Here is a 22,624-nt window from a genome sequence, read left to right as displayed (position 1 = left end):
ATACGGGCAGAAAAAAGGGTGATCATGATGGATAGTTATGTTAATTCGTTCATTAACTACCTTGCCGTTGAGCGAGGCCTGGCTCCTAATACCTTAGAATCCTATGGACGAGACTTACGGCAATTTCAAAGCTATTTACAGTCTAGTGACATGGATATGGTGAAAGACTCTGATCGGACAATTATCATGGGTTATTTGCAAAGCCTACAAGGAAAGGGGCGGGCTGTTTCCACTATTTCACGTAATTTAGCTGCCATAAAATCATTTTATCAATATCTGCTTAGAGAACATTATGTGGAAAAAGATCCTGCCGCAACGTTAGAAGCACCGAAACTAGAGAAAAAACTACCGAAAATTCTAACGATCAAAGAAGTGGAAGAGCTGCTTCGACAGCCCAATTCTTTTTTGCCAGCAGGAATGCGCGATAAGGCCATGCTAGAACTGCTCTACGCAACAGGTATTCGTGTTTCTGAACTTATCTCTTTAAATATATCTGATGTGAATTTGGACATGGGCTATATTAAATGTTTTGGCACCGGCGCGAAAGAAAGAATTGTTCCGCTGGGATCCATTGCTGCGAAGGCGGTTCAGGAGTATATCCAAAAAGGAAGACTCAAGCTTGTTCGCAGCTATGAAGAACCTGCCTTGTTTGTAAATCACCATGGCAAACGGTTAACTCGCCAGGGTTTTTGGAAGATTATAAAAAAATATGCGCAAGAGGCTCATATCTTAAAAGATATTACGCCTCATACACTACGACACTCTTTTGCGACTCATTTATTGGAAAATGGCGCCGATCTGCGTAGTGTACAGGAAATGCTTGGTCACGCCGATATTTCGACAACGCAGATTTATACGCATGTTACGAAAAATCATTTAAAAGAAGTTTACGATAAGACGCATCCAAGGGCATAGACTAAAGGGGGGCTTTCATGAAATTTGAACGAATCATTACAATTGTTCTTGATAGTGTTGGAATCGGAGCAGCGCCCGATGCGGCTCGTTTTGGCGACCAAGAAGCACATACGTTAGGTCATATAGCTCGCTCAACTGGCGGGCTAATTTTACCGACATTAGAACGTCTCGGGCTTGGTTGTATTGTGGCATTAGAAGGCGTAGCTCCTGAACAAGAGCCCTTAGCCAGTTATGGAAAAATGCAGGAGATCTCGCGTGGGAAAGATACAACAAGCGGACATTGGGAACTCATGGGATGCCCCGTACAAAAAGAATTTCCCGTGTATCCTGATGGCTTCCCGGCAGAGATGATTGCTGCTATTGAAGCACTTATTGGTCGGAAAATTCTTGGGAATAAAGCGGCTTCAGGTACGGAAATTATTGCCGAACTTGGGGAAGCGCATATGAAAACAGGGTTTCCCATAATTTATACATCTGCCGATAGCGTGTTGCAAATCGCTGCTCATGAGTCGGTGATTCCCCTTGAGGAGCTTTACGAATTTTGCCACAAAATTCGAACTGAAATTTGTGTAGGTAAGAACGAGGTTGGGCGGATTATTGCCAGGCCCTTTATCGGTTCGCCTGGCCAGTTTGTACGTACGCCAAATCGTCACGATTATAGTGTAGAGCCTGTGGGGAAAACGGTTTTGGATTTGTTGCAGGAGCAAAATATTCCCGTAATTGGCGTAGGCAAGATCGGCGATATTTTTGCGCACCGGGGGATTAGCCAGTCTTATCCGACAAAGTCAAATTCACATGGCATGGAAGAGCTAGGGCGATTAGTGCGTGAAACAGCCGGACCTTGCTATATTATGGCAAATCTCGTTGACTTTGACAGCCAATACGGTCATCGGCGCGATCCCGCTGGCTATAAAGCAGCTTTGGCCCAATTTGATCAGGAATTAGCCGTATTTTTGCCGCTTCTTAAAACGGACGATTTGCTGCTGATTACGGCGGATCATGGTTGTGATCCTACGGCGCCGGGATCAGATCATACTCGTGAATACGTGCCAATCTTGGCCTATAGCCCAACGCTTACAGGTCTTTCTCTGGGAATTCGTACCTCCTTTGCTGATGTAGGGCAGACGATTGCTGAAAACTTTTCGCTGAGAACGTCTGTACCAGGTGTCAGTTTTTTATCGCTCTTAGGGAGTAAAAAGTCATGAATTTTGTCGAGAAGATTTTACAAACTCGTAATGGCGATCCCCTAACAGGGGCAGATATCGAAGCAATGATTCAGCTGTTTACAGCCGGGAAGATTCCTGATTATCAGCTGTCGGCTTGGCTTATGGCGGTATTTTTTCGCGGTCTTTCCCGCGAGGAAACATCAGCTTTAACCTTAGCCATGGCTCGGTCCGGCCAAATGCTCGATTTAAGTTTGGTGCCAGGCATCAAGGTTGATAAACATAGTACTGGCGGTGTAGCCGATACTGTTACGCTTATTTTGGCGCCGCTTGTTGCTGCCGCTGGCGTTCCTGTAGCAAAAATGAGTGGCAGAGGCTTAGGCTTTACGGGTGGTACAATTGATAAACTAGAAGCGATTCCTGGTTTTTCGACCGCGTTAAGCGAAGCTGACTTTGTAGCTCAGCTGCATAAAATTGGGATTGCGCTTACGAGTCAAAGCTCTAGTATTGCTCCGGCTGACGGAAAAATCTACGCTCTACGCGATGTAACTGGGACAATAGAAAGCATTCCATTGATCGCTTCTTCCGTTATGAGTAAGAAAATTGCTTCCGGCGCTGATCGCATCTTGCTTGATGTAAAAGTGGGACAAGGTGCGTTTATGAAAGATCTTGCCGCTGCTAGAGAACTTGCTGAAACGATGGTAGAGATTGGCGAGCGATTAGGTAAAAAGACGATTGCTTTATTAACTGATATGAACCAGCCGCTAGGTACGGCTATTGGCAACGGGCTGGAAGTGGCGGAGGCCATTGAAATTCTGCAAGGCGGCGGGTCGCGACGGCTGCGGGAGGCGGTTTTGATTTTAGGCAGTTATATGCTGCTTCTTGCCGAAAAAGCTGAAAATCTGCAAGCTGCGCAAGAAAAACTTAGTGAATTGCTGGCATCGGGAGCGGCACTAGCTAAATTTGAAGAATGGATTATGGCGCAAGGGGGCCATAAACAGATTCTGCTAGAACCACATAAACTTTATGATACGCCCTATACATTTACGGTGCTGGCTAAAGAAGCTGGATTTGTTCAAACAATGGCGGCGGAAAAACTTGGAAAAATTGCAATGCGTTTAGGCGCTGGCAGGGCCTATAAAGGTCAAACAATTGACTTAGCTGTGGGCATTCGTTTGTTGGTACAGGTCGGCGATTTGGTTGAGCCTGGTCAAAAAATCGCTTGTTTATACACACAATCTGAAACGGCGGCGTTACAAGCCGCTGATGAGGTTAAAGAAGCGATTGTGATTGAACCAATTCCGCAGAAACCGCAGCCGCTTTTGCTTGGCTTAGTGGACGAAACAGGCTTTCAGCCAATCGCTTTATAAAAAAATCGCTGGTTATTTTACCAGCGATTTTTTTGTGTATCTCCTGACTTTATGGACAACCTAAAGCATAAAGCGTGGTTTAAAGAAAGGAGCTTATACAGATGGTCAAGCGCAGAAGTTTTATTGTTTTTGCTGTTTTTTTGCTGCTTTTTTCCGGACTTTTTCCTGTTGCCAAGGCTGCTACAGCAAAGGATATACCGCTTTCGCTTACAGCGCAATCAGCTGTTTTAATGGATGCTGACGGAACTATTTTATTTGAAAAAGATGCTCATAAGCCCTTGCCTCCAGCCAGTGTGACCAAAACGATGACACTGCTTCTTGCTGTTGAAGCCGTCGACCAAGGGAAAATTCAACTTACCGACCAAGTGACAGCAAGTTCCCATGCTGTTCGCCAAGGGGGATCACAAATTTGGCTCGAGCAAGGCGAAAAAATGTCTGTTTATGAATTGCTTACGGCGGTTGCTGTTGTTAGCGCCAATGACGCTGCTGTTGCGTTAATGGAGCATATTTATGGCAGCGAAGAAGCGGCGATTGCTGCCATGAACGAACGGGCTGCTGCATTGGGACTTGCGAATACCCATTTTAATAGTGTCAATGGTTTGCCTGTAGCGAATCATTATATGAGTGCTTACGATACAGCATTGATTGTTAAGGAAGCAGTAAAATATCCTTTATATCTCCAAGTATCAGGGATCAAAGAGTACTGGCTTCGCGGCGGAAAAAACTGGCTTGTAAATACAAATAAGCTGTTGTGGTGGTATGATGGGGCCGACGGTTTAAAAACAGGCTGGACGGAAGAAGCGAAGTATTGTTTTGCCGGTACAGCCAAACGTCAAAATTTACGATTGATTGCCGTTGTTTTTGCGGCGCCGGAACCGCGCTCCCATTTAAAAGAAAGTATGAAATTGCTTGACTATGGCTTTTCTAATTACATTACCTTACCTGTTGTTGCTAAAGGGGCTGTTTTAGAGAAGGTCAAGGTCGGTAAAGGGGTAGAACATGAGCTGTCTTTGGTAGCTGCCGAAGATTTAAATTTGCTGCTTTTAAAAGGACAAAGCAAGGTAATTCAAAAACAAATGAAGCTTACCGAGCCTTTGGTAGCGCCTATTGTGCAAGGGCAAAAATTAGGTGAACTTACTGTAATGAGGGAAGGAAAAGAAGCGGGAACTGTCGATTTAGTTGCGGCAAAGAGTATTGAAAAGGCGGGATTTATCCAAATACTGCAAGAGACATTTACACATTTTTTTGCGATTGCCAGTGAATGATTACAGCGGGAATTTGCCCGCTTTTTTTATTTGGACAAAAATCGCGGCAGGAAAATTTTTCCTTTTAGCGAAGTGTAGAGGAAATGTGAATGGAAAGCAGGAGGATGCCATGAATGTAGCCGTAGAAATGTGTTCTGGTAAAATCGTAGTTCGATTGGAAGGCGAGCTTGATTTGTTAACAGTCAAGGATTTTCGCGATGCTGTTGATAGTTTTCTCAATAGTCGTAAAGGCAGTCAACTTATTTTAAATCTTTCGGGTCTTACCTTTATTGACAGTTCTGGTATTGGCGCCCTATTGGGACGTTATAAAAAAGCACAGCTTTTAGGTGGCTGTGTTGCTGTAACAAACGTACAGCCTCAGGTACGTCGCATTTTAGAGTGCTCTGGTTTGGTTCAACTTTTTTTAAATTATGAGACGGAAGAAGCGGCCTTACAAGAGCTGTAAGAATAGGGAGGGCAAGTGATGGCTGTTAAAAATAAAATTATCATGAAGCTTATGAGTAATGAAGAAAACGTAGCTATTTCCCGTGTCGCTGCTGCGGCTTTTGCCGCACAGACAGATATTACGCTTGGGGAACTTGAAGATATTAAAGTCGCTATATCTGAGGCTGTTTCCAATGCTATGATTCACGGTTATGAGGGCGGTGAAGGGATTATTGAGTTTACAATGAGCCTATTAGAAGGAAATCTCGAATTTGTCATTGCCGATTTTGGTGTTGGCATAGAAAATATTGCCTTGGCCAGGCAGCCTGCTTATTCAACCGATCCGGAACGAATGGGGCTTGGCTTTGTGTTTATGGAATCGTTTATGGATGAATTAGTTGTTCAATCTAAGTTAGGTGAAGGAACGACTGTCACCATGATCAAACGCTGCGATGCGAATCGCGTTCATTAGGTGGGGAGACTGTGCTGACAGATGATGTATTTAAAGCTTGTCTGGTTCAGGCCCAGGCTGGCGATGAAAGAGCCAAAGAAATATTAGTAAAGGAAAATTTAAACTTAGTGCACAGCATTGTGCGGCGTTTTCTTGGTCGGGGATTTGAAGAAGAGGATCTCTTTCAAATCGGCTCAATTGGATTGCTTAAGGCCATAGAGCGCTTTGATCTTACCTATGAGACGAAATTTTCTACCTATGCAGTCCCCTTGATTTTAGGTGAGATTCGTCGCTTTATTCGTGATGACCATCCCATAAAAGTAAGCCGTTCGGTCAAGGAACTTTCTTACCAAATTCGGTTAGAGCAGGAAAACTGGCAAAAACGAACTGGCAGAGAGCCTTCTCTTTTGGAACTGGCGGAAGTGATGAATTTGGCAGCTCCTGAAGTAGCAGCTGCTCTTACAGCAGTACAGCCGCCTGTTTCTTTGTTCGATCCCATCTTTTCTGCTGATGAAACGCAGCCGGTTTTATTAGAGCGGCTTAAAGGCGTGGAAGAAGAGAAAAATCTGATTGAACGATTAAATTTACAGCAAATGCTGGAACGATTGTCAGAAAAGGAACGGCAGATTATTAAATTGCGCTTTTTTGATGATCTTACGCAGGCAGATGTTGCCTCGCTGTTGCAATTATCGCAGGTACAGGTTTCACGCTTAGAAAAAAAGGCGCTTATATTTCTGCGGCAGCTTGCGGCAAACCGTTAAAATTTTATAAAAAAAGTAAAAGGGCCCATACTAAGAAAAAAGCGAGGTGATTTTTTTGCCTGACAAGCGGTTTCATTGGATCCTTGGCGGCGTAATTGTTTTTTTTACGGCTACGCTTCTCACGTATTATTTGTTTTCGGAAAATTATACAAAACGTTCTCCCGTCCGGGCCAAGCAGGTTTTAGCGGATAAAATAACAGGAATCGTGCAAAATAATGATATTCTAACAGATAAGGGAGGTAAGCCTATGGTTGTAAAAGTCATTGAACTAGTCGGTTCTTCACCGCATAACTGGACAGAAGCCGTCAATAGCGCCGTAGCAGAGGCAGATCAAACAATTGATGAAATTACTGGCGTAGAGGCAACTAATTTTACAGCTTCCATTGCTGGCGGGAAAATAGCCGAATATAAAGCAGATGTGCGGATTGCTTTTAAAGTAAAATAAATAAAAAAACAGACGAAGGAAACTCAGTATTGATGTGACCTTCGTCTGTTTTTTTATTTGCTTTTGCTTGGTGCATGTTTTTATTTCGCAGTGGTCACAATAACACAAGAGGTGGATGGAATGAATCAAGCGCAGCAACAAGAGTATCAAGCGCGAGTAAAAGAAAAAAGTCCTAAGCCGCCGCTTCTAAAAAATTGCCTCTGGGCCTTTGGCGTGGGGGGAATGATTTGTCTTTTGGGGCAGTTCATTCAAGGCCAGTTTATCAATTCGGTTGGGCTAGCCAAACAAGACGCGGCAACAGCAACTTCGATTCTCCTTGTGTTTCTAGGAACCTTTTTTACGGGGTTGGGCGTTTATGATGAACTGGGCAAGCGGGCTGGCGCTGGTTCCGTTGTTCCGATTACGGGATTTGCTAACTCGGTGGCTGCTCCAGCCTTAGAGTTTAAGCGCGAAGGCTATGTTCTTGGCGTCGGAGCGAAGATTTTTGTGGTGGCAGGTCCGGTCATTCTTTATGGTACGGTAACGGCTTTTCTAGTAGGAGTGGCGCATCTTTGGTTGAAAGGAGGCTAGGGTTTTGTCAAAGAAAGCCGGAAAGCAAACCGTTATCTTTTCTTTACCGCCAAGTCTTTTGGCAACAGCTATTATTGGCGGTCCCATGGAAGCAGCAGGAAATCTTTCTGTTTATTTTGACCGGGTGTTAGAAGATAACCTATTAGACTATGACAGTTTTGAACAGTGCGAAGCTGCGATGTTGGAATGGGTTGTACAGAAAGCGGCAAAAAAAGGAGCTCAGACACTTGATTCGATTGATTATATTCTAGCAGGCGATCTTTTGAATCAGTTAATGTCCGCTCATTTTGCGAATCGAACGCTGCAACGGCCCTTTATTGGTATTTATGGCGCCTGTTCCAGTATGGTTTTAACACTTGCTGTTGGCGCAATGTTACTTGACGGCCAATTTGCTGATCAAGTAATTGCAGCCGTGTCAAGCCATCATGATGCCGCCGAACGACAATATCGTTTTCCCACGGAACTTGGCGTACAGCGTCCGCCAGTGGCGCAATGGACTGTAACTGGTGCTGGCGCGGTTCTTTTGGCTGCAAAAGCGGCTGCAAAGCGGCCTAACATTAAGGCGGCGACAATCGGCAAGATTATTGATGCTGGCGTACAAGATCCTAATGCTATGGGCGCAGCCATGGCGCCTGCTGCCGTAGATACTATGTTGCAGCATTTTCGGGATCTGAACCTTACGCCAAGTGACTATGATCATATTTTTACGGGGGATCTCGGTAAAATCGGTAAAGCCTTGGTGATTGATATGATGGCAGAAGCTGGTTATGACGTAAAAGGTCGTTATGAAGATTGTGGCTGCCTGATCTATACGGAGGAGCAGGATACTCATTCCGGCGCCAGCGGCTGTGCTAGTTCTGCGATTGTTTTCGGGGGGCCCATTTATCAAGAACTGGCAGCAGGACGGCTCAAAAAAGTACTTATTGTGGGAACTGGTAGTTTGCACAGTCCCACGTCGTATCAGCAAAAAGAAACGATTCCCTGCATAGCTCACGCGATAGCTGTAGCAGGAATATAAGGAGGAAGCGAATGCAGAGCTATTTAGCAGCGTTTATTGTGGGCGGCTGTATTTGTGTAATTGGTCAATTGCTTATGGATTTGACTCCGTTAACTCCCGCTCATATTTTAGTGCTTTTTGTCAGTCTCGGCGCAGTGGTTAGTGGCCTCGGTTTATATCAGCCGCTTGTTGATTGGGCCGGTGCTGGCGCTACAGTACCCTTGACTGGCTTTGGCCATGCACTTACTGTTGGTGTTATTCAGGATATTGATAAAAATGGAGTTTTGGGACTCTTTACCGGAGCCTTTCGCGCCGCCGCCGGCGGACTTATGGCAGCGCTGTTCTTTGGATTTCTTGTATCTCTTGTGTTTAATCCTAAGGGGTAGGCTTTATGTATGTAATCGATGTGATTGGCTTTATCGTTTCTATCGGGGTCATTGGCCTACGATATCCTCATTATGTCATTTTAGCGTCCCTTATTAATCAGGTAGGTCAAATTATAGCATCACTATTTTGCCATTTGGGAATACAAGGAGTTTTTGCCGCAGGACTTTTTAGTCAGATTGATGTGAATGGACCGCTGCCAAAGCTATTATTTGTAGCTGCAAGTGGAATTTTCAGCAATTATGCCGCAGGAAAGGTAGTTCGTGGTTTTGAGTTTGAGCCTTCGGCCCATTTATGGCAATCTTTTGCCAAACTGCGATTTCCTTTTGCCGTGATCAATATGCGGTTTGCTTTTCTGATGTTTTGCATGCAAGTCTTTTATTTTATAAAAAACCTCTAAGGGCAAGGAAAGGTTGGGGAAAAGTTGGCCAGGAAACTTACGAGACCTCTGTATACAGGCGGCGAAAACAGTAAAGAAGAAACAACCATTATGGAAAAATTGCAGGAAATGGCGCAAGATATACTGGATTTACAAAAAGCCGTTTCCGATAACAGTAAGGAAGGGAATAGCAGTAATAACACCAATAGCAGTAATAATACCGCGCAGTCAAGCCTAAGTGACAACTCAGGGCAAAATGTAATGCAAAGCCGTCAGCAAAATCAAGCTATTTCTTCTAATCAACAAGACTTTTCGCAAAAGCTGCAAGAGCTTTCCAACTTGCGTTATGAGCTATCGCAGGAGTTGGAAAATGGGCTCCAGAGTTTACAGCAAGTGATGGAACAAAGTCAAACTCTTGTAGCCGAAATGGAGCAGCTATTGCAGCAGAAAAATCAGTAAATGCAAAAAATCCGTGTAATATTAGTGACTGACGGCGATCAGGCGGCCCAACAGGTTGTTGAAAGCGTGGCTTATTCACTAGGTCTTCGATGTATCAGCGCTTCCGGCGGCAATCCCACACCAATTAGCGGCCCTGAAATTGTTGCTTTACTACAAGAGGTTCCTTATGATCCTGTTCTAGTTTTGTTTGATGATAAAGGGCATAAGGATTTGGGATGCGGTGAACAAGCTTTAAAATATGTGGCGCTTCATCCGGCCATCGAAGTACTAGGCGCGTTAGCAGTAGCGTCTAACGCTGGCGGAACTGGTGTGCTGACTGACTTTTGTATTACGAGACGAGGGAAAATCATAAGCGGTCCTGTTAATAAATTTGGCAAGCCGACTGTGGCGCCGTTAGGGCTGCCGCTAGTATTTGGCGACACGGTTGATGTATTGAATGAATTAAAAATTCCTCTGATTGTCGGTATTGGCGATATTGGCAAAATGGATTATGCCGATCATGTCTGTCAAGGCGCTCCGATTACCAAGAAAGCGATATTAGCCATATTAAAGGGTGTGAGCAGTTATGAGCGAGACCATTCATAAAAAACTCGACGAAAATATCAAAAACATGAAAGCGCTGCTAGGAACCGACGAAAGTTTTGATATCGTTTTTCGCGAGTATCATGTTGGATCGCGACGATCAGCTTCTTTTTCGATTAATGGAATGACCAATGATGTACTGTTAACGAATGTTTTCCAAGATATGATGACCTTAAAGCAGCAAGAACTGACGATCAACACCTTAGAAAAAGTATTCTATTCGCGAGCGACTCATTCGCAAGTGAAGAAAACCAAAGACTGGAATGAAGCGGTAATCAGTATTCTATCAGGTGAACTGATTTTCTTTATTGATGGTGAAACAGAGGCTTTGATTTTTGATGCGCGCGCCTATCCGGCTCGGTCGCCAGCTGAGTCTAACATTGAAAAGGTCACTAGAGGATCTCGCGATTCTTTTGTTGAGACGCTACCTTTTAATACAGCGCTCATTCGTCGCCGTTTGCGTGATCCTAATCTGCGCTTTACGATTGTAAAGGTGGGGAAACGGTCGCAGTGTGATGTGGCGATTGCCTATATTAAAGATATTACCAATCCTGAACTTGTTGATACAGTCAAAGAGCGTCTCCAGAATATCGTCGTCGATGGCGTCCCTATGGCGGAAAAAGCCATAGAAGAATATATTGGCGGTCATAGCCCCTGGAACATACTTCCCTCGGTACGTTATACGGAACGGCCTGATGTAGCGGCTGTCCATTTGCTAGAAGGCCATATTTGCCTGATTGTTGATACATCGCCTAATATTATGATTTTGCCAACTACCTTCTGGCATCATGTGCAGCATGTGGAAGAATATCATCAAAATGTATTAATCGGTTCGTATCTTCGTCTCATTCGCTTGTTTGGAATCGCCTTGTCCTTATTACTGCCGCCCATTTGGCTCGCCCTAGTCCTTGATAAGCAAATTCTGCCGGAAGCACTTATGTTTTTAGGGCCTCGTGATCCCGGTATTATTCCGCTGGGAATTCAGTTTATTTTAGCGGAAATTGGTGTTGAGCTTGTGCGCATGGCAACGGTTCATGTTCCATCAGCCCAATCGACTGCTTTGGGGTTTATCGGTGCTTTTATGCTGGGCGATTTTGCTACTAAAGTCGGCTTATTTGGCAATGAAGTCATTTTTTATACGGCCGTTGCGGCTGTAGGCGCTTTTGCCACGCCCAGTGTGGAGCTTGCCATGGCGATTCGTCTACTGCGCATACTATTAATTGCTTCGGTACTTTTCTTTAAGCTTACAGGACTTTTCGCCTTGCTTTGTCTCATTTTTCTCTTTATGGTACGCACCAAATCTTTTGGCGTTCCTTATTTATGGCCGGCTTTACCCTTTCAGTTTTCCGCTTTGAAAAGTGTAATTTTGCGACTACCTTTACCGCAAAAGGTTTTACGACCTGCTGTTTTAAAGCCGCAGCGGAGTAGCCGGGAGGAAAAGATGGCCCTAAACAAGAATAAAGAGCAAGACGATTTGAAGGATAAAGAAGACGATTTAAAGGCAAAAAATGATAAGGAAAAATAAAACCGACTCTTTTCCCCGCTTTTCGCGGAGTGAGGGTCGGTTTTCCATGAACTGATTTTATTATTTATTTTTGTAAAAGTCCCGGATATTAGCAAGACTTTCATTTAGATTTTTTAACAAGCTTTCTGCCTGTCCTTGGTTTTCACCGCCGACAGCATCACGCAAGCCTTTAATTGTGCTGTGGGTTTGCGTAACCTTTCCCAGAATTCCCATCATTTCCAAAGAGGGCTTATTTTGCTCCCAGGTTTGTTCTAGTTCCTGAGCTTTAGCCGCTGCTTTTGACCAATCTTTATCAGTTACATAGTAATTTACACTGCGAGCGGCATTGCCAATTTGCAGCAAATCAGCTAAGGGAGAGAATTTATAAGATTTTGCCGCATCGCTTGAGGCGCTAAAAAACTCGTTTAATGCTTCATAGGCGGTCAAGTTATTTTGTGCTGTAATCGCTTGATTTAGTTTTTCCAGAGCTTCATCGGCTTCAACTACTCCTTTTTTGGCACCAATGGCAAGTTTCGTATTTTCCCAGGTTTGACGCAGATTGGCTACATCTAAAGCGGCTGCCGACCAGTTCTTTTGTTTGATTTTTTCAAATAAAATACCACCTGTTGGCTCTAAATCGTAAAAAATTTGCGGCGGTTTTTCAAAACGCTGCCAAAAAGGTGGATTGGTTTTTGTTGTTTCGCCAGAACCTGTTGGCCCTATTTCCGGCTTTTTTTGGGCTTGACCTAGATCACAACCTGCGGTAAGAAGCACCGCAATGAGTGTACTGACAACCAAACTATTTACTAAATGGCGTTGGTTCATGCATATCGACCTGCTTTCTCGTTACTAGACTTATGTCTAGCCTGTTCGAATTAAGTGGTCTTTATGCGTGAAGGATCTATCTGGCAACTAAGTGATAAAACCAGTTAAAGAGTCCGGCTGTAGAATATTGCGCTTGGGGCAAAAGCATTTTTGTTACCTGTTGATAGATGGGAGTAGAACCTTCTTTCATCAGGTCAAAAGCGGCAAAGGAGGCCGATGCATTAGTGAAAAAAAGGGAGAATGGTTTTCTAAAATAAGGGGTTAGCGGCGCTGGTGGTGCAAAGTAGTCGCGGTAATTTTGCTCCGCCCAAGCCTCATATTCTTTATGACCGTCAAAGAGCAAACACGAGGTATGATGGGGAACACAGACATCCTGGAGCAAGTGCGCGGCTGCACCAAGATAAAAACAGCTTTTTGACCATTTTTTTTGTTTGCTATAAAGACGCGACTTATTTAAGTAAAGGGCAAAATCATAAGCAGCATTGGCAAAGCCGAACAGCCCTTGCTTCGTTTGCGGATGAAAAAAATGATTAATATTGCGATAGCCTGAATCGGCCCAGGTAACGCCTTCTTGCAAGGCTGATAGATAGGTAAGTAGAAACCGACTTTCTGATTCGAAGCCTGCTTTTTGTAGGAGTTCAAGGGCCGCCTCATTGATAAATTCATGGGTTGGACAAACTACTTTGGAAGAAAGCGGTCTGGCTAGTAATATAAATAATTTGGCTCCATAGGCGAGAGGGGATTGACGTTGGATCGCTTTAGCCATGGATGCATCTCCTTTAAGGGGATTTGATTGATTTTATTATAAAATTTTTCTGAGGCGGCAATGCGAAGTTCTCTTAAAAATTTGATTAAGGATTTGTAAAGAAGGCTTGCTGCAGTGAGAGTGTTTCAGTTCGGACAGTTCTGTGTTAAAATAAGTAAAGAAACTTTCTTGTTTCAGAAAATTAAGGAGGAAAGTGCGTGTTCGGTTTCGATAGCTATATGATTTTTCGCATTCCGGCGCTGCTAATTGCGCTGACGTTTCATGAATATGCCCATGCGCGTGTAGCTGCTTCTTTTGGCGATCCTACGCCGCGGGCTTTAGGCAGACTGACGCTGAATCCAGTGGCACATCTTGATCCGATTGGGCTGCTTATGCTGTGGCTGTTTCAATTCGGTTGGGCTAAACCGGTTCCAGTCAATCCTAATAATTTTTATAATCGCCGGCGGGGCATGTTTTGGGTTGCTTTGGCGGGACCTTTGTCAAATGTGCTTATAGCCTTTACTGTAGCTGTCCTCAAAGTAGTATTTTTGCAGCTCAATCTGTTATCATTTGAATTGCAGATGGTTCTTGATTTTACCTATACTTATAACCTGATGTTTGCAGTGTTTAACTTAATGCCGTTGCCGCCGCTAGATGGTTCTAAGGTGCTCAGCAGCTTATGGCCGCAAATGGGCTATTGGTTTGAACGAATCGAGCCTTATGCTACTTTTGTATTGATGGGGCTCATGTTTACAGGCGTATTTAGCATGATTATCTACCCGGCAGTTCGAGCGCTTTCCTTTATTATTAAAAGCGTGATTTTAATTTTCGTATAACTAGGAGTGAGTCTAATGAGTCAAAGTCGTATTTTCAGCGGTATGCAGCCTTCCGGAAAATTTCATCTGGGAAATTATTTAGGAGCTTTGGAAAACTGGGTGAAGCTGCAGGAGCAGTATGAATGCTATTTTTCGATTGTTGACTGGCATGCCTTAACGTCTTCTTATGAAGATACTAGCAAATTGCCAGGATACATTCATGATATGGCTCTTGATTGGTTGAGTGCTGGTTTAGATCCGGAAAAAAACGTGATTTTTGTTCAGTCCCATGTAAAAGAACATGCCGAGCTTCATCTCTTATTATCGATGATGACGCCGTTATCTTGGCTAGAACGTGTACCAACCTATAAGGATAAAATTCAGCAGACAAGCCTTGCAGGCAAAGACCTCAGTACTTATGGGTTCCTTGGCTACCCTGAACTTATGACAGCTGATATCATTTTATACAAAGCCGATACAGTTCCTGTGGGTGAAGATCAACTACCTCATTTGGAGTTGACCCGTGAAATTGTACGTCGTTTCAACTATATGTATCAACCTATTTTCCCCGAACCGCAGGCTGCTCTTACGAAGGCATCGATTCTGCCTGGGATTGATGGACGGAAAATGAGTAAATCCTATGGCAATGACATTAGTTTTTCCGCTTCTCCGGATGAACTACGTTCGAGAGTGCAGCTTATGGTGACAGATCCGCAGCGGGTAAAACGGACTGATCCCGGTCGCCCTGAAGTATGTACCGTCTTTAAATTTCATCAGTTTTTCTCCAAAGAAGAAGTCGGTCAAATTGAATCACAGTGCCGCAATGCCGAAATTGGCTGTGTAAACTGTAAGAAGAATTTAGCCGAACATTTAGTCACTGGCTTAGCTGACATTCATGCGAGAAGACAAGCTTTAGAGGCTTCACCCAACAAAGTGAAGGAAATTCTGCAATATGGCGCCGAACGGGCTAGAAAAGTGGCGGCAGCTACCATGGAAGAAGTTCGAGCAGCGATGCATTTAGGCTGAAACTATGGAATATAATCTTCGCCTCGATGCCTTTGAGGGGCCGCTTGACTTACTTATGCATCTGATTGAGAAAAATCAGATTGATATTTATGATATTCCCATTGCGCAGGTTACAGAACAATATCTAGCTTATATTGCCAGTTGGACTGAATTTGATATGGAAATTGCCAGTGAATTTCTGGTTATGGCGGCTACTTTGCTGCAGATTAAATCGCGCATGCTGCTGCCGAAACCGCCCAAGGTAGAACTAGATGTAGAGGAAGAAGATCCGCGGGCGGAACTTGTTAACCGATTAGTAGAGTATCGTCAGTTTAAAGAAGTAGCAGCAAAAATGGGCGAACTTTATAAAGAGCGGGCGCTTTGCTTTACGCGGGAACCTGCCGAATTTGCTAGAATTTATCAGCCCCTTTGCGGTCTGGAAGTGAATGAATTAATTAAAGCTTTTTTGGCTGTATGGGAAAGCACAGTGCCCGAAATTACTCTGGTCGATCATGAAGAAGTCAGTGTACAAAGTAAAATGGCTGATATTCTTCAATTGTTAACACGCGGTAAAGGACGTCTCGAATTTAAAGCGACTTTTATTCGCTCTGGCAGTCGGCAAGAGCTTGTAGCATCTTTTCTGGCTATTCTAGAACTTTTGCGCTTGAAGCGAATTTACATTGAGCAACAAGGCCTGTTTGGGCCGATTTATCTCACGGCAAGGGAGTAGAGGGAGAGTCGTGTTTTACGAGAACTTAAAAGGGCCGATTGAAGCGTTATTGTTTGCTAGCGGCGAACCGCTTGCGGCAAGTAAGTTAGCGCAGATATTGTCGATTGACGAGCTCAATGTACGCGAACTCATTGATCGGCTGCAATTTGATCTTGCTGCTAGTCATAGAGGATTGGCGATTGTTGAGGTCGCTGGCGGATTTCAGTTTTGTACTAAGCCAGAATTTGCCGCCTATATTGAACAATTAGGGCAGGTTCAAGACGCAAAGCTGTCCGCTGCCGCGCTCGAAACACTAGCTATTATTGCGTTTCGTCAACCTGTTACGAGACAGGAAGTTGAGCAGGTACGCGGGGTAAAAGCGGAGCGGATTATTTCTCAGCTAGTTGAGCGAGGTCTAATCAGAGAACTTGGCCGTAAAGACGCGATTGGTCGGCCCATTTTATATGGTACAACAGAAGGCTTTTTGCAGTCTTTTGGATTGCGTAGTTTGAAGGAGTTACCAGATCTTACAGAATTTATTAGCGAAAATACTTGATATAAAAGAAGGCTGTCTCTGCTTAAGAGGCAGTCTTTTTTATTGCGATTTTCAGTTTAAATGGCTAGTCTAGTATAAAACTTTTTTTTTCGGGTATGGTAAACAAAAAGGGGGAGAAAGAATGATGCTTTTTCTAGCCCTTATGCTAATAATTCTGCTCTGCTTTGTTGTATGGAATCTGAAACTTTATGTGTCGATTACTTATCGCGATCAAGGTCAGACGCAAAGCTTAACAATTACTGTGGCTACTTGGAAAAATATATTCCATTATGCGTTCACCGTTCCGCTTAAGGTGGTTCTAAAAGAAGGCCGAGTTTGGGTTGTTGCGAATGAACCGAAAGAAAAGCACCGGTTTGCCGCTTGGATCAGACGTTATTTGCTGCATCCGCGTGAATTGCTTCGATTCGTGCATCTACTAGAAAATATAGTAGATGATTATAAAAATTTAGTTTTGCTTTTATTGCGACGCGGCAAGTGCGAAAAATTGTTTTGGAAGACTCATGTGGGACGAAAAGATGCAGCCGAGACTGGTTTAGTAAGCGGACTATTGTGGACAATGAAATATTCTTTTATTGCCTATCTATTACGCTATATGCCCTTTAGACATAAGCCCTTGGTGCAGGTAGAACCTCACTTTCAGGAAGAGCGTTTTTCGATGGAACTGGAATGTATATTTTCCCTGCCATTAGGCAATCTTATGAACGTTCTGCTTACTCGTTTTACAAAACGTTCTAAGGAGGTAGGATAAATGGGCGATAATCCAATTGAAGGGCTTTTGAAAACAGCGATGGAAAGTATTAAAGAAATGGTCGATGTAAATACTATTGTGGGCGATGCTGTTGAAACACCAGATGGAACGGTTATTATTCCTATATCGCGTGTCGCTTTTGGTTTTGCTGCAGGTGGCGGCAACGGTTTGCCTGCCGGTGAAACCGAAAGAATAGGGGAAAATTTATCGTTCGGCGGTGGCAGCGGCGCTGGCGTCAGTGTAAAACCTGTAGGATTTCTCGTGTGTTCTCCCGTAAGCGGTATTCGCTTTTTACAGGTAGATGGTCATTTAATTTATGACAGAGTGGTCGATCTTGTGCCGCAGGTTTTTGATAAAATTCAAGAGCTTTTACAGGCAAAAGGGTGCCGAACCCATAAAATATCGCCGCAATCTCAGCCAAACGATCAGGAAACAGAAGACGAGTAAAAAAACTGTCGCGCCAAAAAAATTGGCAGCGACAGTTTTTTTACTGTGACAACTTATCAAGTTCATCTTTAATAGTAGCAGCGGCATAGCCTTCTTGTTCAGCAAACTCTCGATAGAGCGCGGCTACTTTTTCGTTATTAATGGTTTCGGCAAAGCTTTGATAGTCTCTTACCAGCTCTTGTTTTTGTGTCAGCGTAGTGCGAAGCGCCGTACGAACGTCAATTGTTTCCATTGTTTCACCTCCTCGTTTATTCTTTCCGATAGATTCCCTGATCATGTATGGTAAGAAGTATTTTGACGTTTGCAAGAAAAGTGGCTATAATAAATAGGTATTTTACTCTCAATTGTCTCTAGAAAGGATTTTTACTCATGCGACTGATCGCACTGCTATGTACTGTGTTTTGTTTGGTTGTAGCAATGCCCACACCTCTTTATGCAGCTGCTGAGCCTGTAATTACAGCGAAGTCGGCTATTGTGATTGAAGCGTCTACCGGAAAAGTTTTATATGAAAAAAATGCTGATGAACGGCGCTATCCTGCCAGTACAACAAAAGTCATGACACTGATTACGGCGTTAGAAGCAGGCAAGATGGATGACATTGTTACGACGAGCGCCAATGCCGCTCAAACGGAAGGTTCTTCTTTATCGCTTACGGTAGGCGAGCAGCTTTCTATGTTGAATATGCTTTATGGTATGATGATGATTTCTGGCAATGATGCGACCGTCGCCGTAGCGGAACATATTTCCGGGTCGGTAGGAGCCTTTGCTCATCTGATGACGGAAAAGGCGCAGAAAATCGGCGCAACCCATACTCATTTTACCAATACCAGCGGTCTGCCTGATCCCAATCATTATACAACGGTAGCTGATATGGCGAAAATTACAGCTTATGGTTATCGCCTTCCTTTGTTTGAAGACATTGTATCAACTAAGGTCAAACAGCTGCCTTGGCAAGGAAAACCTTATAATCGTGAACTTTTCAATGAAAATCGCATGTTGTGGTTGTATGATGGCGCTAATGGCGTTAAGACAGGCTATACGGATGCTGCCGGTCGTTGTCTCATATCAGGTGCGAAACGGGATGGCGTACAGCTTATTGTCGTTGTTTTTGACAGCGAACGCATGTGGGATGATTCTATTGCCTTGCTAAATTATGCTTTTTTAAAAGTCCAGGCTGAGCCTTTGCTGAAACAAGGCGATATTGTAAAGACCGTTAAAGTCGAAGCAGGTAAAGAAGAGAATGCTGTAGCGCTTTATGCTAGCAAGGATTTGTTTATGGCCGTATCACAGGGAGATCAAAAAGAATTTAAGACGCAGATTGATGCCCCTGATACGATTACAGCCCCTGTCGTTAAAGATCAAAAGATCGGTGAAGTCAGGCTGCTATATAAGGGGAAAGTGATTGATTCGGCTGATCTTTTAGCCCAAGATACTGTTGAAAAAAAATCGCTCTTTAAGACGATGTGGAGTTCTGTTTGGGGCGTATTCATGTTTTTAATTCGCAACTTTGCCTAACCTGTTTTGGTTAGGCTTTTTTGTTCTAGCTTTTCTCTTTCCCCGCATAAAATCATAGGGGGGAGGGCTGTCATGATTAATATAATTTGGTTTTTTTTAATTATTATAGGAATTCTTTACGCCGCGGCAACGGGACGTATCGAGACAATTACTAACAGTGCAATCAGCGGAGCCGAATCTGCGGTTGTACTTGCTTTTAAATTGATTGGCGTCATGTCGTTATGGCTGGGAATTATGAAAATTGCGGAACGAGCTGGTGTAGTTAAAGCCCTTTCGCGCTTTATGCATCCCTTGATTTGCTGGTTATTGCCAGGCGTGCCTAAGTCGCATCCGGCTATTGGCGCTGTGGTGATGATGTTGAGCGCTAATATGCTAGGGCTTGGCAATGCCGTGACGCCGCTTGGGATTAAAGCCATGGAAGAATTGCAACGGTTAAACCCGCAAAAAGATCGAGCTTCTGCCGATATGTGCACGCTGGTAGCGCTTTGTACGACTGGTTTCACTTTAGTGCCAGCTACGATTATTGCGTTGCGTTTTGCAGCAGGGTCGCTGTATCCGGCTAATATTACAGGAGTTACACTGATCGTAAGTCTTGCGGCTACGGTTAGCGTGTTGATTCTTGATCGCATTATGCGACTATTGACACAGCGGCGGAGGCATTTTCATGAATGACCTTCTTACGATTTTTGCCGCTTGGCTGATCCCGTTGTTGCTATTGTTTATTCCGTTAATCGGCTTGATTCGCGGTGTGAAAGTATATGAAGCCTTCGTAGAAGGCGCGTCGGAAGGCTTTTCTACGGTTCTTAGGATTATGCCTTACTTAGTAGCAATGATGGTGGCTATTGCTATTTTTCGCGATTCCGGTGCGCTGGCAGCTTTGGCTGGTTGCGTAGCCCCTTGGTGTAGTTTGTGGGGAATACCTGAAGAAATTCTCCCCTTAGCTCTGCTAAGGCCGCTTTCTGGCAGCGGTGCTTTAGGTATGACGGCTGAGTTGATTCATAGGTTTGGACCCGACTCTTTTGTTGGCTGTTTAGCCTCTGTGATCATTGGCAGTACTGATACAACTTTTTATGTTTTAACCGTTTATTTTGGCGCTGTTGGTGTGAAAAATCCGCGTTACTCCTTGTTCGTCGGGTTATGTGGTGACGTAATCGGCCTAGTGGCCTCGCTCTACGTTTGTCAAAAATTTTTTTTGTGAAATCGTTTGGAAAACCGCTGTCAGGCGGTTTTTTTGTTTTGGCTCTTTTGTTGTGTCAGACTTACTCACCGTGAATAGACTGTATTGTGTTTAAAGTGATGATAGGAGGGGACTTAATGATTCATGTCATCATTGTCGGCGGCGGCTGGTCTGGCTGTGCCGCCGCGCTTGCAGCGGCCAAGGCGGGCGCGACTGTCTCTTTATACGAAAAAAGCGATATGTTGCTAGGAACAGGGCTTGTGGGCGGAATTTTTCGCAATAATGGACGATATACGGCAGCGGAAGAAGCGATTGCTATGGGCGGCGGTGATTTGTTTTTGGCTATGGATGCAAATGCTAGACATAAAAACATTGCATTTCCCGGCCATAATCATGCTTCGCTCTACGATGTAGCGTTGATGGAGCCAAAAATCAAAGCACTTCTTACCGACTACGGCGTAGGGCTTTATTTACAAACAAGGATTGTCGATGTCACGAAATATGGGAAAAAGATCACGTCTCTCTTTACTCAGGCGGGAGAGGAACTGAAGGGTGACGTGTTTGTTGATGCCACTGGCTCCGCCGGGCCGATGGGAAACTGTATGAAATATGGCAACGGCTGCGCTATGTGTATTCTTCGCTGTCCGGCTTTTGGACCGCGGGTCAGTATTACTGGTTTGTGCGGAATCAAAGAGATGGCTTCGGTGAAAGAAGATGGAACAGTTGGCGCTATGAGTGGTTCTTGTAAGCTCAATAAAGAATCGCTTAGCAAAGAGTTGCAGGGCCAATTGAATGAGACAGGCGTTGCTTTAATTCCTTTACCGCCCAAGTTTAATAAGAAAAATGTTCTGGGGAAAAAAGCCTGCTCTCAGTATGCTCTGCCGGAATTTGGCGACAACCTTATCTTACTTGATACCGGCCATGCAAAACTGATGACGTCTTATTTTCCCCTAGAAGATCTTCGACAGCTTCCAGGGCTAGAAAAAGCCCGCTTTGAAGACCCTTATGCCGGCGGCAAAGGCAACTCTATGCGCTATTTGGGAATTGCGCCGAATGATCTTACCCTCCAGGTAGAGGGAATGGAAAATCTGTTTTGTTGCGGCGAAAAATGCGGCGCTCTCGTAGGTCATACGGAAGCAATTATTACAGGGCTTCTTGCTGGTCATAATGCGGTGCGGTACGCCCTTGATATGAATTACCTATTACTTAGCCGCGACACAGCCAGCGGTGATTTTATCGCTTTTATTCACGAACAAGCGACAAGCCCAGATGCTCTGGGTAAACGTTATACTTTTTCCGGCTCCGTCTATTTTGATCGAATGAAAGCCAGCGGGCTTTATTCGGCGGACTCGACAGTGATTCAAGCGCGGGCGGTGCAAACTGGAATGGCTGGCGTATATAGTCAATGCTTAGTATAGGAGGGACAAATATGCGAAAACGCCTTCAATGTATTGACGTAAATACAAAATATTGTCCCTGTCTGTTAGCAGAGACAAATCAGTGTATCCTATGCAGTCAATTGCAAGGCAAGGATTTTTGCAGCTGTGACTGGCCGGGGATTTGCATTTTTAATTTAAAAGAATGGCAAAAACCGCTCACGGCAATGCCGGACTTTTGGCGTCGCGAAGAGGAAGTCACCATGACGGCCAGTGAAGCAATTGGCATAAATACGTATAAACTTTCTTTTGCGCTATCGGCAGATTTCGCCGCAGAGTTAAGTCGGTTGGGAGCATTTTTATTTTTTCGTCTGGCCAAGGATCCGCTTTACTTTCAGTTTCCCGTAGCAGTCTATAAAATCACGGGATCACAAATTGAAGTGATTGTGGAAATCATCGGACCGAAGACACGGCGGCTTTGGGAAAATCGCAATGATTCCATTTTAGTGCGAGGACCTTATTTTAACGGACTTTTAGGTCAACCATGGATTGATAAGATCTCTTGTGGTACAATACTACTAATAGTTGGAGGAATTGGTCAGGCACCGGCTTTAGCGATTGCTCAAAAATTGAGAAATGGGCAAAATGAGGTGAAGGCTTTTTTAGCTCCCGGCCAAGTAGGTACTTTGTTTTGTGTAGAAGATCTAGCAGCTTTAGGGGTGACAGTGTATCCCCTTGATTCGCTCAGACAAACAGGATTTGCCAAAATCAGGGAATGGTTTATTACAGAGAAAGAACTGCCTGATGTGATTGTCAGCGCTGGTCCTGATGTACAACATCAGGCGATTATCAAAATACTTGACGAAACGCATGTGAACCTTCCGCTTGTCGTTACAAACAATGCAGTAATGTGTTGCGGCGAAGGTGTATGCGGCAGTTGTCAAAAAAAGACAAAAACAGATGAAACAGTAAGGCTTTGCAAAGTCCAAACGGATTTTGACGTTTTAGCCGAGGTATTAAAAGAAGAATAGGAGTATT

General features: G+C 44.1%; 29 protein-coding genes. 26 read left to right on the top strand and 3 right to left on the bottom strand.

The genetic code is table 11. The features are described from left to right. Positions 1-24: 24 nt before the first annotated feature. From xerD to AC0MXB_RS14115, 15 genes are all read left to right on the top strand, one after another. Positions 25-915, top strand: a complete 891-nt coding sequence (gene xerD, locus AC0MXB_RS14185; protein WP_474040364.1) for a site-specific tyrosine recombinase XerD — start codon at positions 25-27, stop codon at positions 913-915. Between the two features lie 17 nt (positions 916-932). Next, on the top strand, positions 933-2,120 hold the full coding sequence (locus AC0MXB_RS14180; protein ID WP_474040363.1) for a phosphopentomutase: 1,188 nt from the start codon (positions 933-935) through the stop codon (positions 2,118-2,120). After that, positions 2,117-3,448 (top strand): thymidine phosphorylase, encoded by a 1,332-nt coding sequence (locus AC0MXB_RS14175; RefSeq protein ID WP_474040362.1) that lies wholly within the window; start codon positions 2,117-2,119, stop codon positions 3,446-3,448. Before AC0MXB_RS14180 ends, AC0MXB_RS14175 begins: the two co-directional genes overlap by 4 nt. A gap of 101 nt (positions 3,449-3,549) precedes the next feature. Next, a complete protein-coding gene (locus AC0MXB_RS14170) occupies positions 3,550-4,713 on the top strand; it encodes a D-alanyl-D-alanine carboxypeptidase family protein (RefSeq protein WP_474040361.1) in 1,164 nt (387 codons plus the stop codon). Positions 4,714-4,822: 109 nt separating this feature from the next. Then, positions 4,823-5,158, top strand: a complete 336-nt coding sequence (locus AC0MXB_RS14165) for an STAS domain-containing protein (protein ID WP_474040360.1) — start codon at positions 4,823-4,825, stop codon at positions 5,156-5,158. A gap of 18 nt (positions 5,159-5,176) precedes the next feature. Further along, complete coding sequence (spoIIAB, locus tag AC0MXB_RS14160) at positions 5,177-5,608, top strand: anti-sigma F factor (RefSeq protein WP_474040359.1); 432 nt, start codon at positions 5,177-5,179, stop codon at positions 5,606-5,608. Positions 5,609-5,619: 11 nt separating this feature from the next. Next, positions 5,620-6,348 carry a SigB/SigF/SigG family RNA polymerase sigma factor gene (locus tag AC0MXB_RS14155; protein WP_474040358.1) on the top strand — a complete coding sequence of 243 codons (729 nt, stop codon included), beginning with the start codon at positions 5,620-5,622 and terminating at the stop codon, positions 6,346-6,348. A gap of 55 nt (positions 6,349-6,403) precedes the next feature. After that, positions 6,404-6,793, top strand: a complete 390-nt coding sequence (locus tag AC0MXB_RS14150) for a dodecin family protein (RefSeq protein WP_474040357.1) — start codon at positions 6,404-6,406, stop codon at positions 6,791-6,793. A 120-nt stretch (positions 6,794-6,913) separates the two neighbouring features. Next, on the top strand, positions 6,914-7,363 hold the full coding sequence (spoVAC, locus tag AC0MXB_RS14145) for a stage V sporulation protein AC (protein ID WP_474040356.1): 450 nt from the start codon (positions 6,914-6,916) through the stop codon (positions 7,361-7,363). Positions 7,364-7,367: 4 nt separating this feature from the next. Beyond that, a complete protein-coding gene (gene spoVAD, locus AC0MXB_RS14140; protein ID WP_474040355.1) occupies positions 7,368-8,381 on the top strand; it encodes a stage V sporulation protein AD in 1,014 nt (337 codons plus the stop codon). 11 nt (positions 8,382-8,392) lie between these two features. Further along, positions 8,393-8,746 (top strand): stage V sporulation protein AE, encoded by a 354-nt coding sequence (gene spoVAE / locus AC0MXB_RS14135; protein WP_474040354.1) that lies wholly within the window; start codon positions 8,393-8,395, stop codon positions 8,744-8,746. 5 nt (positions 8,747-8,751) lie between these two features. Continuing rightward, positions 8,752-9,144, top strand: a complete 393-nt coding sequence (locus AC0MXB_RS14130) for a hypothetical protein (RefSeq protein ID WP_474040353.1) — start codon at positions 8,752-8,754, stop codon at positions 9,142-9,144. A 24-nt stretch (positions 9,145-9,168) separates the two neighbouring features. Then, positions 9,169-9,582 (top strand): hypothetical protein, encoded by a 414-nt coding sequence (locus AC0MXB_RS14125; protein ID WP_474040352.1) that lies wholly within the window; start codon positions 9,169-9,171, stop codon positions 9,580-9,582. Further along, complete coding sequence (locus tag AC0MXB_RS14120) at positions 9,583-10,167, top strand: stage V sporulation protein AE (RefSeq protein ID WP_474040351.1); 585 nt, start codon at positions 9,583-9,585, stop codon at positions 10,165-10,167. After that, positions 10,148-11,689 carry a spore germination protein gene (locus tag AC0MXB_RS14115; RefSeq protein ID WP_474040350.1) on the top strand — a complete coding sequence of 514 codons (1,542 nt, stop codon included), beginning with the start codon at positions 10,148-10,150 and terminating at the stop codon, positions 11,687-11,689. The genes AC0MXB_RS14120 and AC0MXB_RS14115 overlap by 20 nt, the downstream gene beginning before the upstream one ends. A gap of 60 nt (positions 11,690-11,749) precedes the next feature. Here AC0MXB_RS14115 and AC0MXB_RS14110 read toward each other — a convergent pair whose 3' ends face one another. Next, on the bottom strand, positions 11,750-12,493 hold the full coding sequence (locus AC0MXB_RS14110) for a hypothetical protein (RefSeq protein ID WP_474040349.1): 744 nt from the start codon (positions 12,491-12,493) through the stop codon (positions 11,750-11,752). A gap of 76 nt (positions 12,494-12,569) precedes the next feature. Further along, positions 12,570-13,259 (bottom strand): zinc dependent phospholipase C family protein, encoded by a 690-nt coding sequence (locus AC0MXB_RS14105; protein ID WP_474040348.1) that lies wholly within the window; start codon positions 13,257-13,259, stop codon positions 12,570-12,572. Positions 13,260-13,456: 197 nt separating this feature from the next. Between AC0MXB_RS14105 and AC0MXB_RS14100 the strand changes: the two genes are divergently transcribed. From AC0MXB_RS14100 to ytfJ, 6 genes are all read left to right on the top strand, one after another. Continuing rightward, entirely contained in the window at positions 13,457-14,074 is a 618-nt protein-coding gene (locus tag AC0MXB_RS14100) for a site-2 protease family protein (protein ID WP_474040347.1), read from the top strand. Between the two features lie 15 nt (positions 14,075-14,089). Beyond that, positions 14,090-15,079: a tryptophan--tRNA ligase gene (gene trpS / locus AC0MXB_RS14095; RefSeq protein ID WP_474040346.1), complete on the top strand. Its 990-nt coding sequence runs from the start codon at positions 14,090-14,092 to the stop codon at positions 15,077-15,079. A 4-nt stretch (positions 15,080-15,083) separates the two neighbouring features. Beyond that, positions 15,084-15,788, top strand: coding sequence for a segregation and condensation protein A (locus AC0MXB_RS14090; protein ID WP_474040345.1), 705 nt, complete (start codon positions 15,084-15,086; stop codon positions 15,786-15,788). A 10-nt stretch (positions 15,789-15,798) separates the two neighbouring features. Next, the gene (gene scpB, locus AC0MXB_RS14085) at positions 15,799-16,323 is read left to right on the top strand and encodes an SMC-Scp complex subunit ScpB (RefSeq protein ID WP_474040344.1); all 525 of its coding nucleotides are present in this window, start codon (positions 15,799-15,801) and stop codon (positions 16,321-16,323) included. Between the two features lie 121 nt (positions 16,324-16,444). Beyond that, positions 16,445-17,071 (top strand): DUF2953 domain-containing protein, encoded by a 627-nt coding sequence (locus AC0MXB_RS14080; RefSeq protein WP_474040343.1) that lies wholly within the window; start codon positions 16,445-16,447, stop codon positions 17,069-17,071. Further along, entirely contained in the window at positions 17,072-17,518 is a 447-nt protein-coding gene (gene ytfJ / locus AC0MXB_RS14075) for a GerW family sporulation protein (protein ID WP_474040342.1), read from the top strand. 40 nt (positions 17,519-17,558) lie between these two features. Here ytfJ and AC0MXB_RS14070 read toward each other — a convergent pair whose 3' ends face one another. Then, positions 17,559-17,750 carry a rubrerythrin family protein gene (locus AC0MXB_RS14070; RefSeq protein WP_474040341.1) on the bottom strand — a complete coding sequence of 64 codons (192 nt, stop codon included), beginning with the start codon at positions 17,748-17,750 and terminating at the stop codon, positions 17,559-17,561. A 137-nt stretch (positions 17,751-17,887) separates the two neighbouring features. Here AC0MXB_RS14070 and AC0MXB_RS14065 point away from each other — a divergent pair, with 137 nt between their 5' ends. The 5 genes from AC0MXB_RS14065 to AC0MXB_RS14045 all read left to right on the top strand — a co-directional run bounded on the left by AC0MXB_RS14065 (position 17,888) and on the right by AC0MXB_RS14045 (position 22,617). Continuing rightward, complete coding sequence (locus tag AC0MXB_RS14065; RefSeq protein WP_474040340.1) at positions 17,888-19,033, top strand: D-alanyl-D-alanine carboxypeptidase family protein; 1,146 nt, start codon at positions 17,888-17,890, stop codon at positions 19,031-19,033. 72 nt (positions 19,034-19,105) lie between these two features. Beyond that, positions 19,106-19,705, top strand: a complete 600-nt coding sequence (locus AC0MXB_RS14060; RefSeq protein WP_474040339.1) for a nucleoside recognition domain-containing protein — start codon at positions 19,106-19,108, stop codon at positions 19,703-19,705. Continuing rightward, positions 19,698-20,231 (top strand): spore maturation protein, encoded by a 534-nt coding sequence (locus tag AC0MXB_RS14055; RefSeq protein ID WP_474040338.1) that lies wholly within the window; start codon positions 19,698-19,700, stop codon positions 20,229-20,231. Before AC0MXB_RS14060 ends, AC0MXB_RS14055 begins: the two co-directional genes overlap by 8 nt. Before the next feature lie 116 nt (positions 20,232-20,347). Continuing rightward, positions 20,348-21,628 (top strand): FAD-dependent oxidoreductase, encoded by a 1,281-nt coding sequence (locus AC0MXB_RS14050; RefSeq protein WP_474040337.1) that lies wholly within the window; start codon positions 20,348-20,350, stop codon positions 21,626-21,628. 11 nt (positions 21,629-21,639) lie between these two features. Next, positions 21,640-22,617 carry a hypothetical protein gene (locus AC0MXB_RS14045; protein ID WP_474040336.1) on the top strand — a complete coding sequence of 326 codons (978 nt, stop codon included), beginning with the start codon at positions 21,640-21,642 and terminating at the stop codon, positions 22,615-22,617. The last annotated feature ends 7 nt before the right edge of the window (positions 22,618-22,624 follow it).

The sequence above is a fragment of the Pelorhabdus sp. sgz311001 genome (genome assembly GCF_055901755.1).
The sequence above is the reverse complement of the archived record's forward strand: the minus strand, read 5'-3'. Positions and strand labels throughout refer to the sequence as shown.

Excerpts from the sequence above, each read along its gene's own strand:
- AC0MXB_RS14090 (WP_474040345.1), top strand. The coding sequence starts at position 15,084 with ATGGAATATAATCTTCGCCTCGATGCCTTTGAGGGGCCGCTTGACTTA.
- AC0MXB_RS14120 (WP_474040351.1), top strand. The coding sequence starts at position 9,583 with ATGCAAAAAATCCGTGTAATATTAGTGACTGACGGCGATCAGGCGGCC.
- spoVAC (WP_474040356.1), top strand. The coding sequence starts at position 6,914 with ATGAATCAAGCGCAGCAACAAGAGTATCAAGCGCGAGTAAAAGAAAAA.
- AC0MXB_RS14070 (WP_474040341.1), bottom strand. The coding sequence starts at position 17,750 with ATGGAAACAATTGACGTTCGTACGGCGCTTCGCACTACGCTGACACAA.
- xerD (WP_474040364.1), top strand. The coding sequence starts at position 25 with ATGATGGATAGTTATGTTAATTCGTTCATTAACTACCTTGCCGTTGAG.
- trpS (WP_474040346.1), top strand. The coding sequence starts at position 14,090 with ATGAGTCAAAGTCGTATTTTCAGCGGTATGCAGCCTTCCGGAAAATTT.
- AC0MXB_RS14065 (WP_474040340.1), top strand. The coding sequence starts at position 17,888 with ATGCGACTGATCGCACTGCTATGTACTGTGTTTTGTTTGGTTGTAGCA.
- AC0MXB_RS14165 (WP_474040360.1), top strand. The coding sequence starts at position 4,823 with ATGAATGTAGCCGTAGAAATGTGTTCTGGTAAAATCGTAGTTCGATTG.
- AC0MXB_RS14045 (WP_474040336.1), top strand. The coding sequence starts at position 21,640 with ATGCGAAAACGCCTTCAATGTATTGACGTAAATACAAAATATTGTCCC.
- AC0MXB_RS14180 (WP_474040363.1), top strand. The coding sequence starts at position 933 with ATGAAATTTGAACGAATCATTACAATTGTTCTTGATAGTGTTGGAATC.
- AC0MXB_RS14115 (WP_474040350.1), top strand. The coding sequence starts at position 10,148 with ATGAGCGAGACCATTCATAAAAAACTCGACGAAAATATCAAAAACATG.
- spoIIAB (WP_474040359.1), top strand. The coding sequence starts at position 5,177 with ATGGCTGTTAAAAATAAAATTATCATGAAGCTTATGAGTAATGAAGAA.
- AC0MXB_RS14130 (WP_474040353.1), top strand. The coding sequence starts at position 8,752 with ATGTATGTAATCGATGTGATTGGCTTTATCGTTTCTATCGGGGTCATT.
- AC0MXB_RS14105 (WP_474040348.1), bottom strand. The coding sequence starts at position 13,259 with ATGGCTAAAGCGATCCAACGTCAATCCCCTCTCGCCTATGGAGCCAAA.
- AC0MXB_RS14110 (WP_474040349.1), bottom strand. The coding sequence starts at position 12,493 with ATGAACCAACGCCATTTAGTAAATAGTTTGGTTGTCAGTACACTCATT.
- AC0MXB_RS14170 (WP_474040361.1), top strand. The coding sequence starts at position 3,550 with ATGGTCAAGCGCAGAAGTTTTATTGTTTTTGCTGTTTTTTTGCTGCTT.
- AC0MXB_RS14050 (WP_474040337.1), top strand. The coding sequence starts at position 20,348 with ATGATTCATGTCATCATTGTCGGCGGCGGCTGGTCTGGCTGTGCCGCC.
- AC0MXB_RS14060 (WP_474040339.1), top strand. The coding sequence starts at position 19,106 with ATGATTAATATAATTTGGTTTTTTTTAATTATTATAGGAATTCTTTAC.
- AC0MXB_RS14055 (WP_474040338.1), top strand. The coding sequence starts at position 19,698 with ATGAATGACCTTCTTACGATTTTTGCCGCTTGGCTGATCCCGTTGTTG.
- ytfJ (WP_474040342.1), top strand. The coding sequence starts at position 17,072 with ATGGGCGATAATCCAATTGAAGGGCTTTTGAAAACAGCGATGGAAAGT.
- AC0MXB_RS14080 (WP_474040343.1), top strand. The coding sequence starts at position 16,445 with ATGATGCTTTTTCTAGCCCTTATGCTAATAATTCTGCTCTGCTTTGTT.
- AC0MXB_RS14175 (WP_474040362.1), top strand. The coding sequence starts at position 2,117 with ATGAATTTTGTCGAGAAGATTTTACAAACTCGTAATGGCGATCCCCTA.
- spoVAE (WP_474040354.1), top strand. The coding sequence starts at position 8,393 with ATGCAGAGCTATTTAGCAGCGTTTATTGTGGGCGGCTGTATTTGTGTA.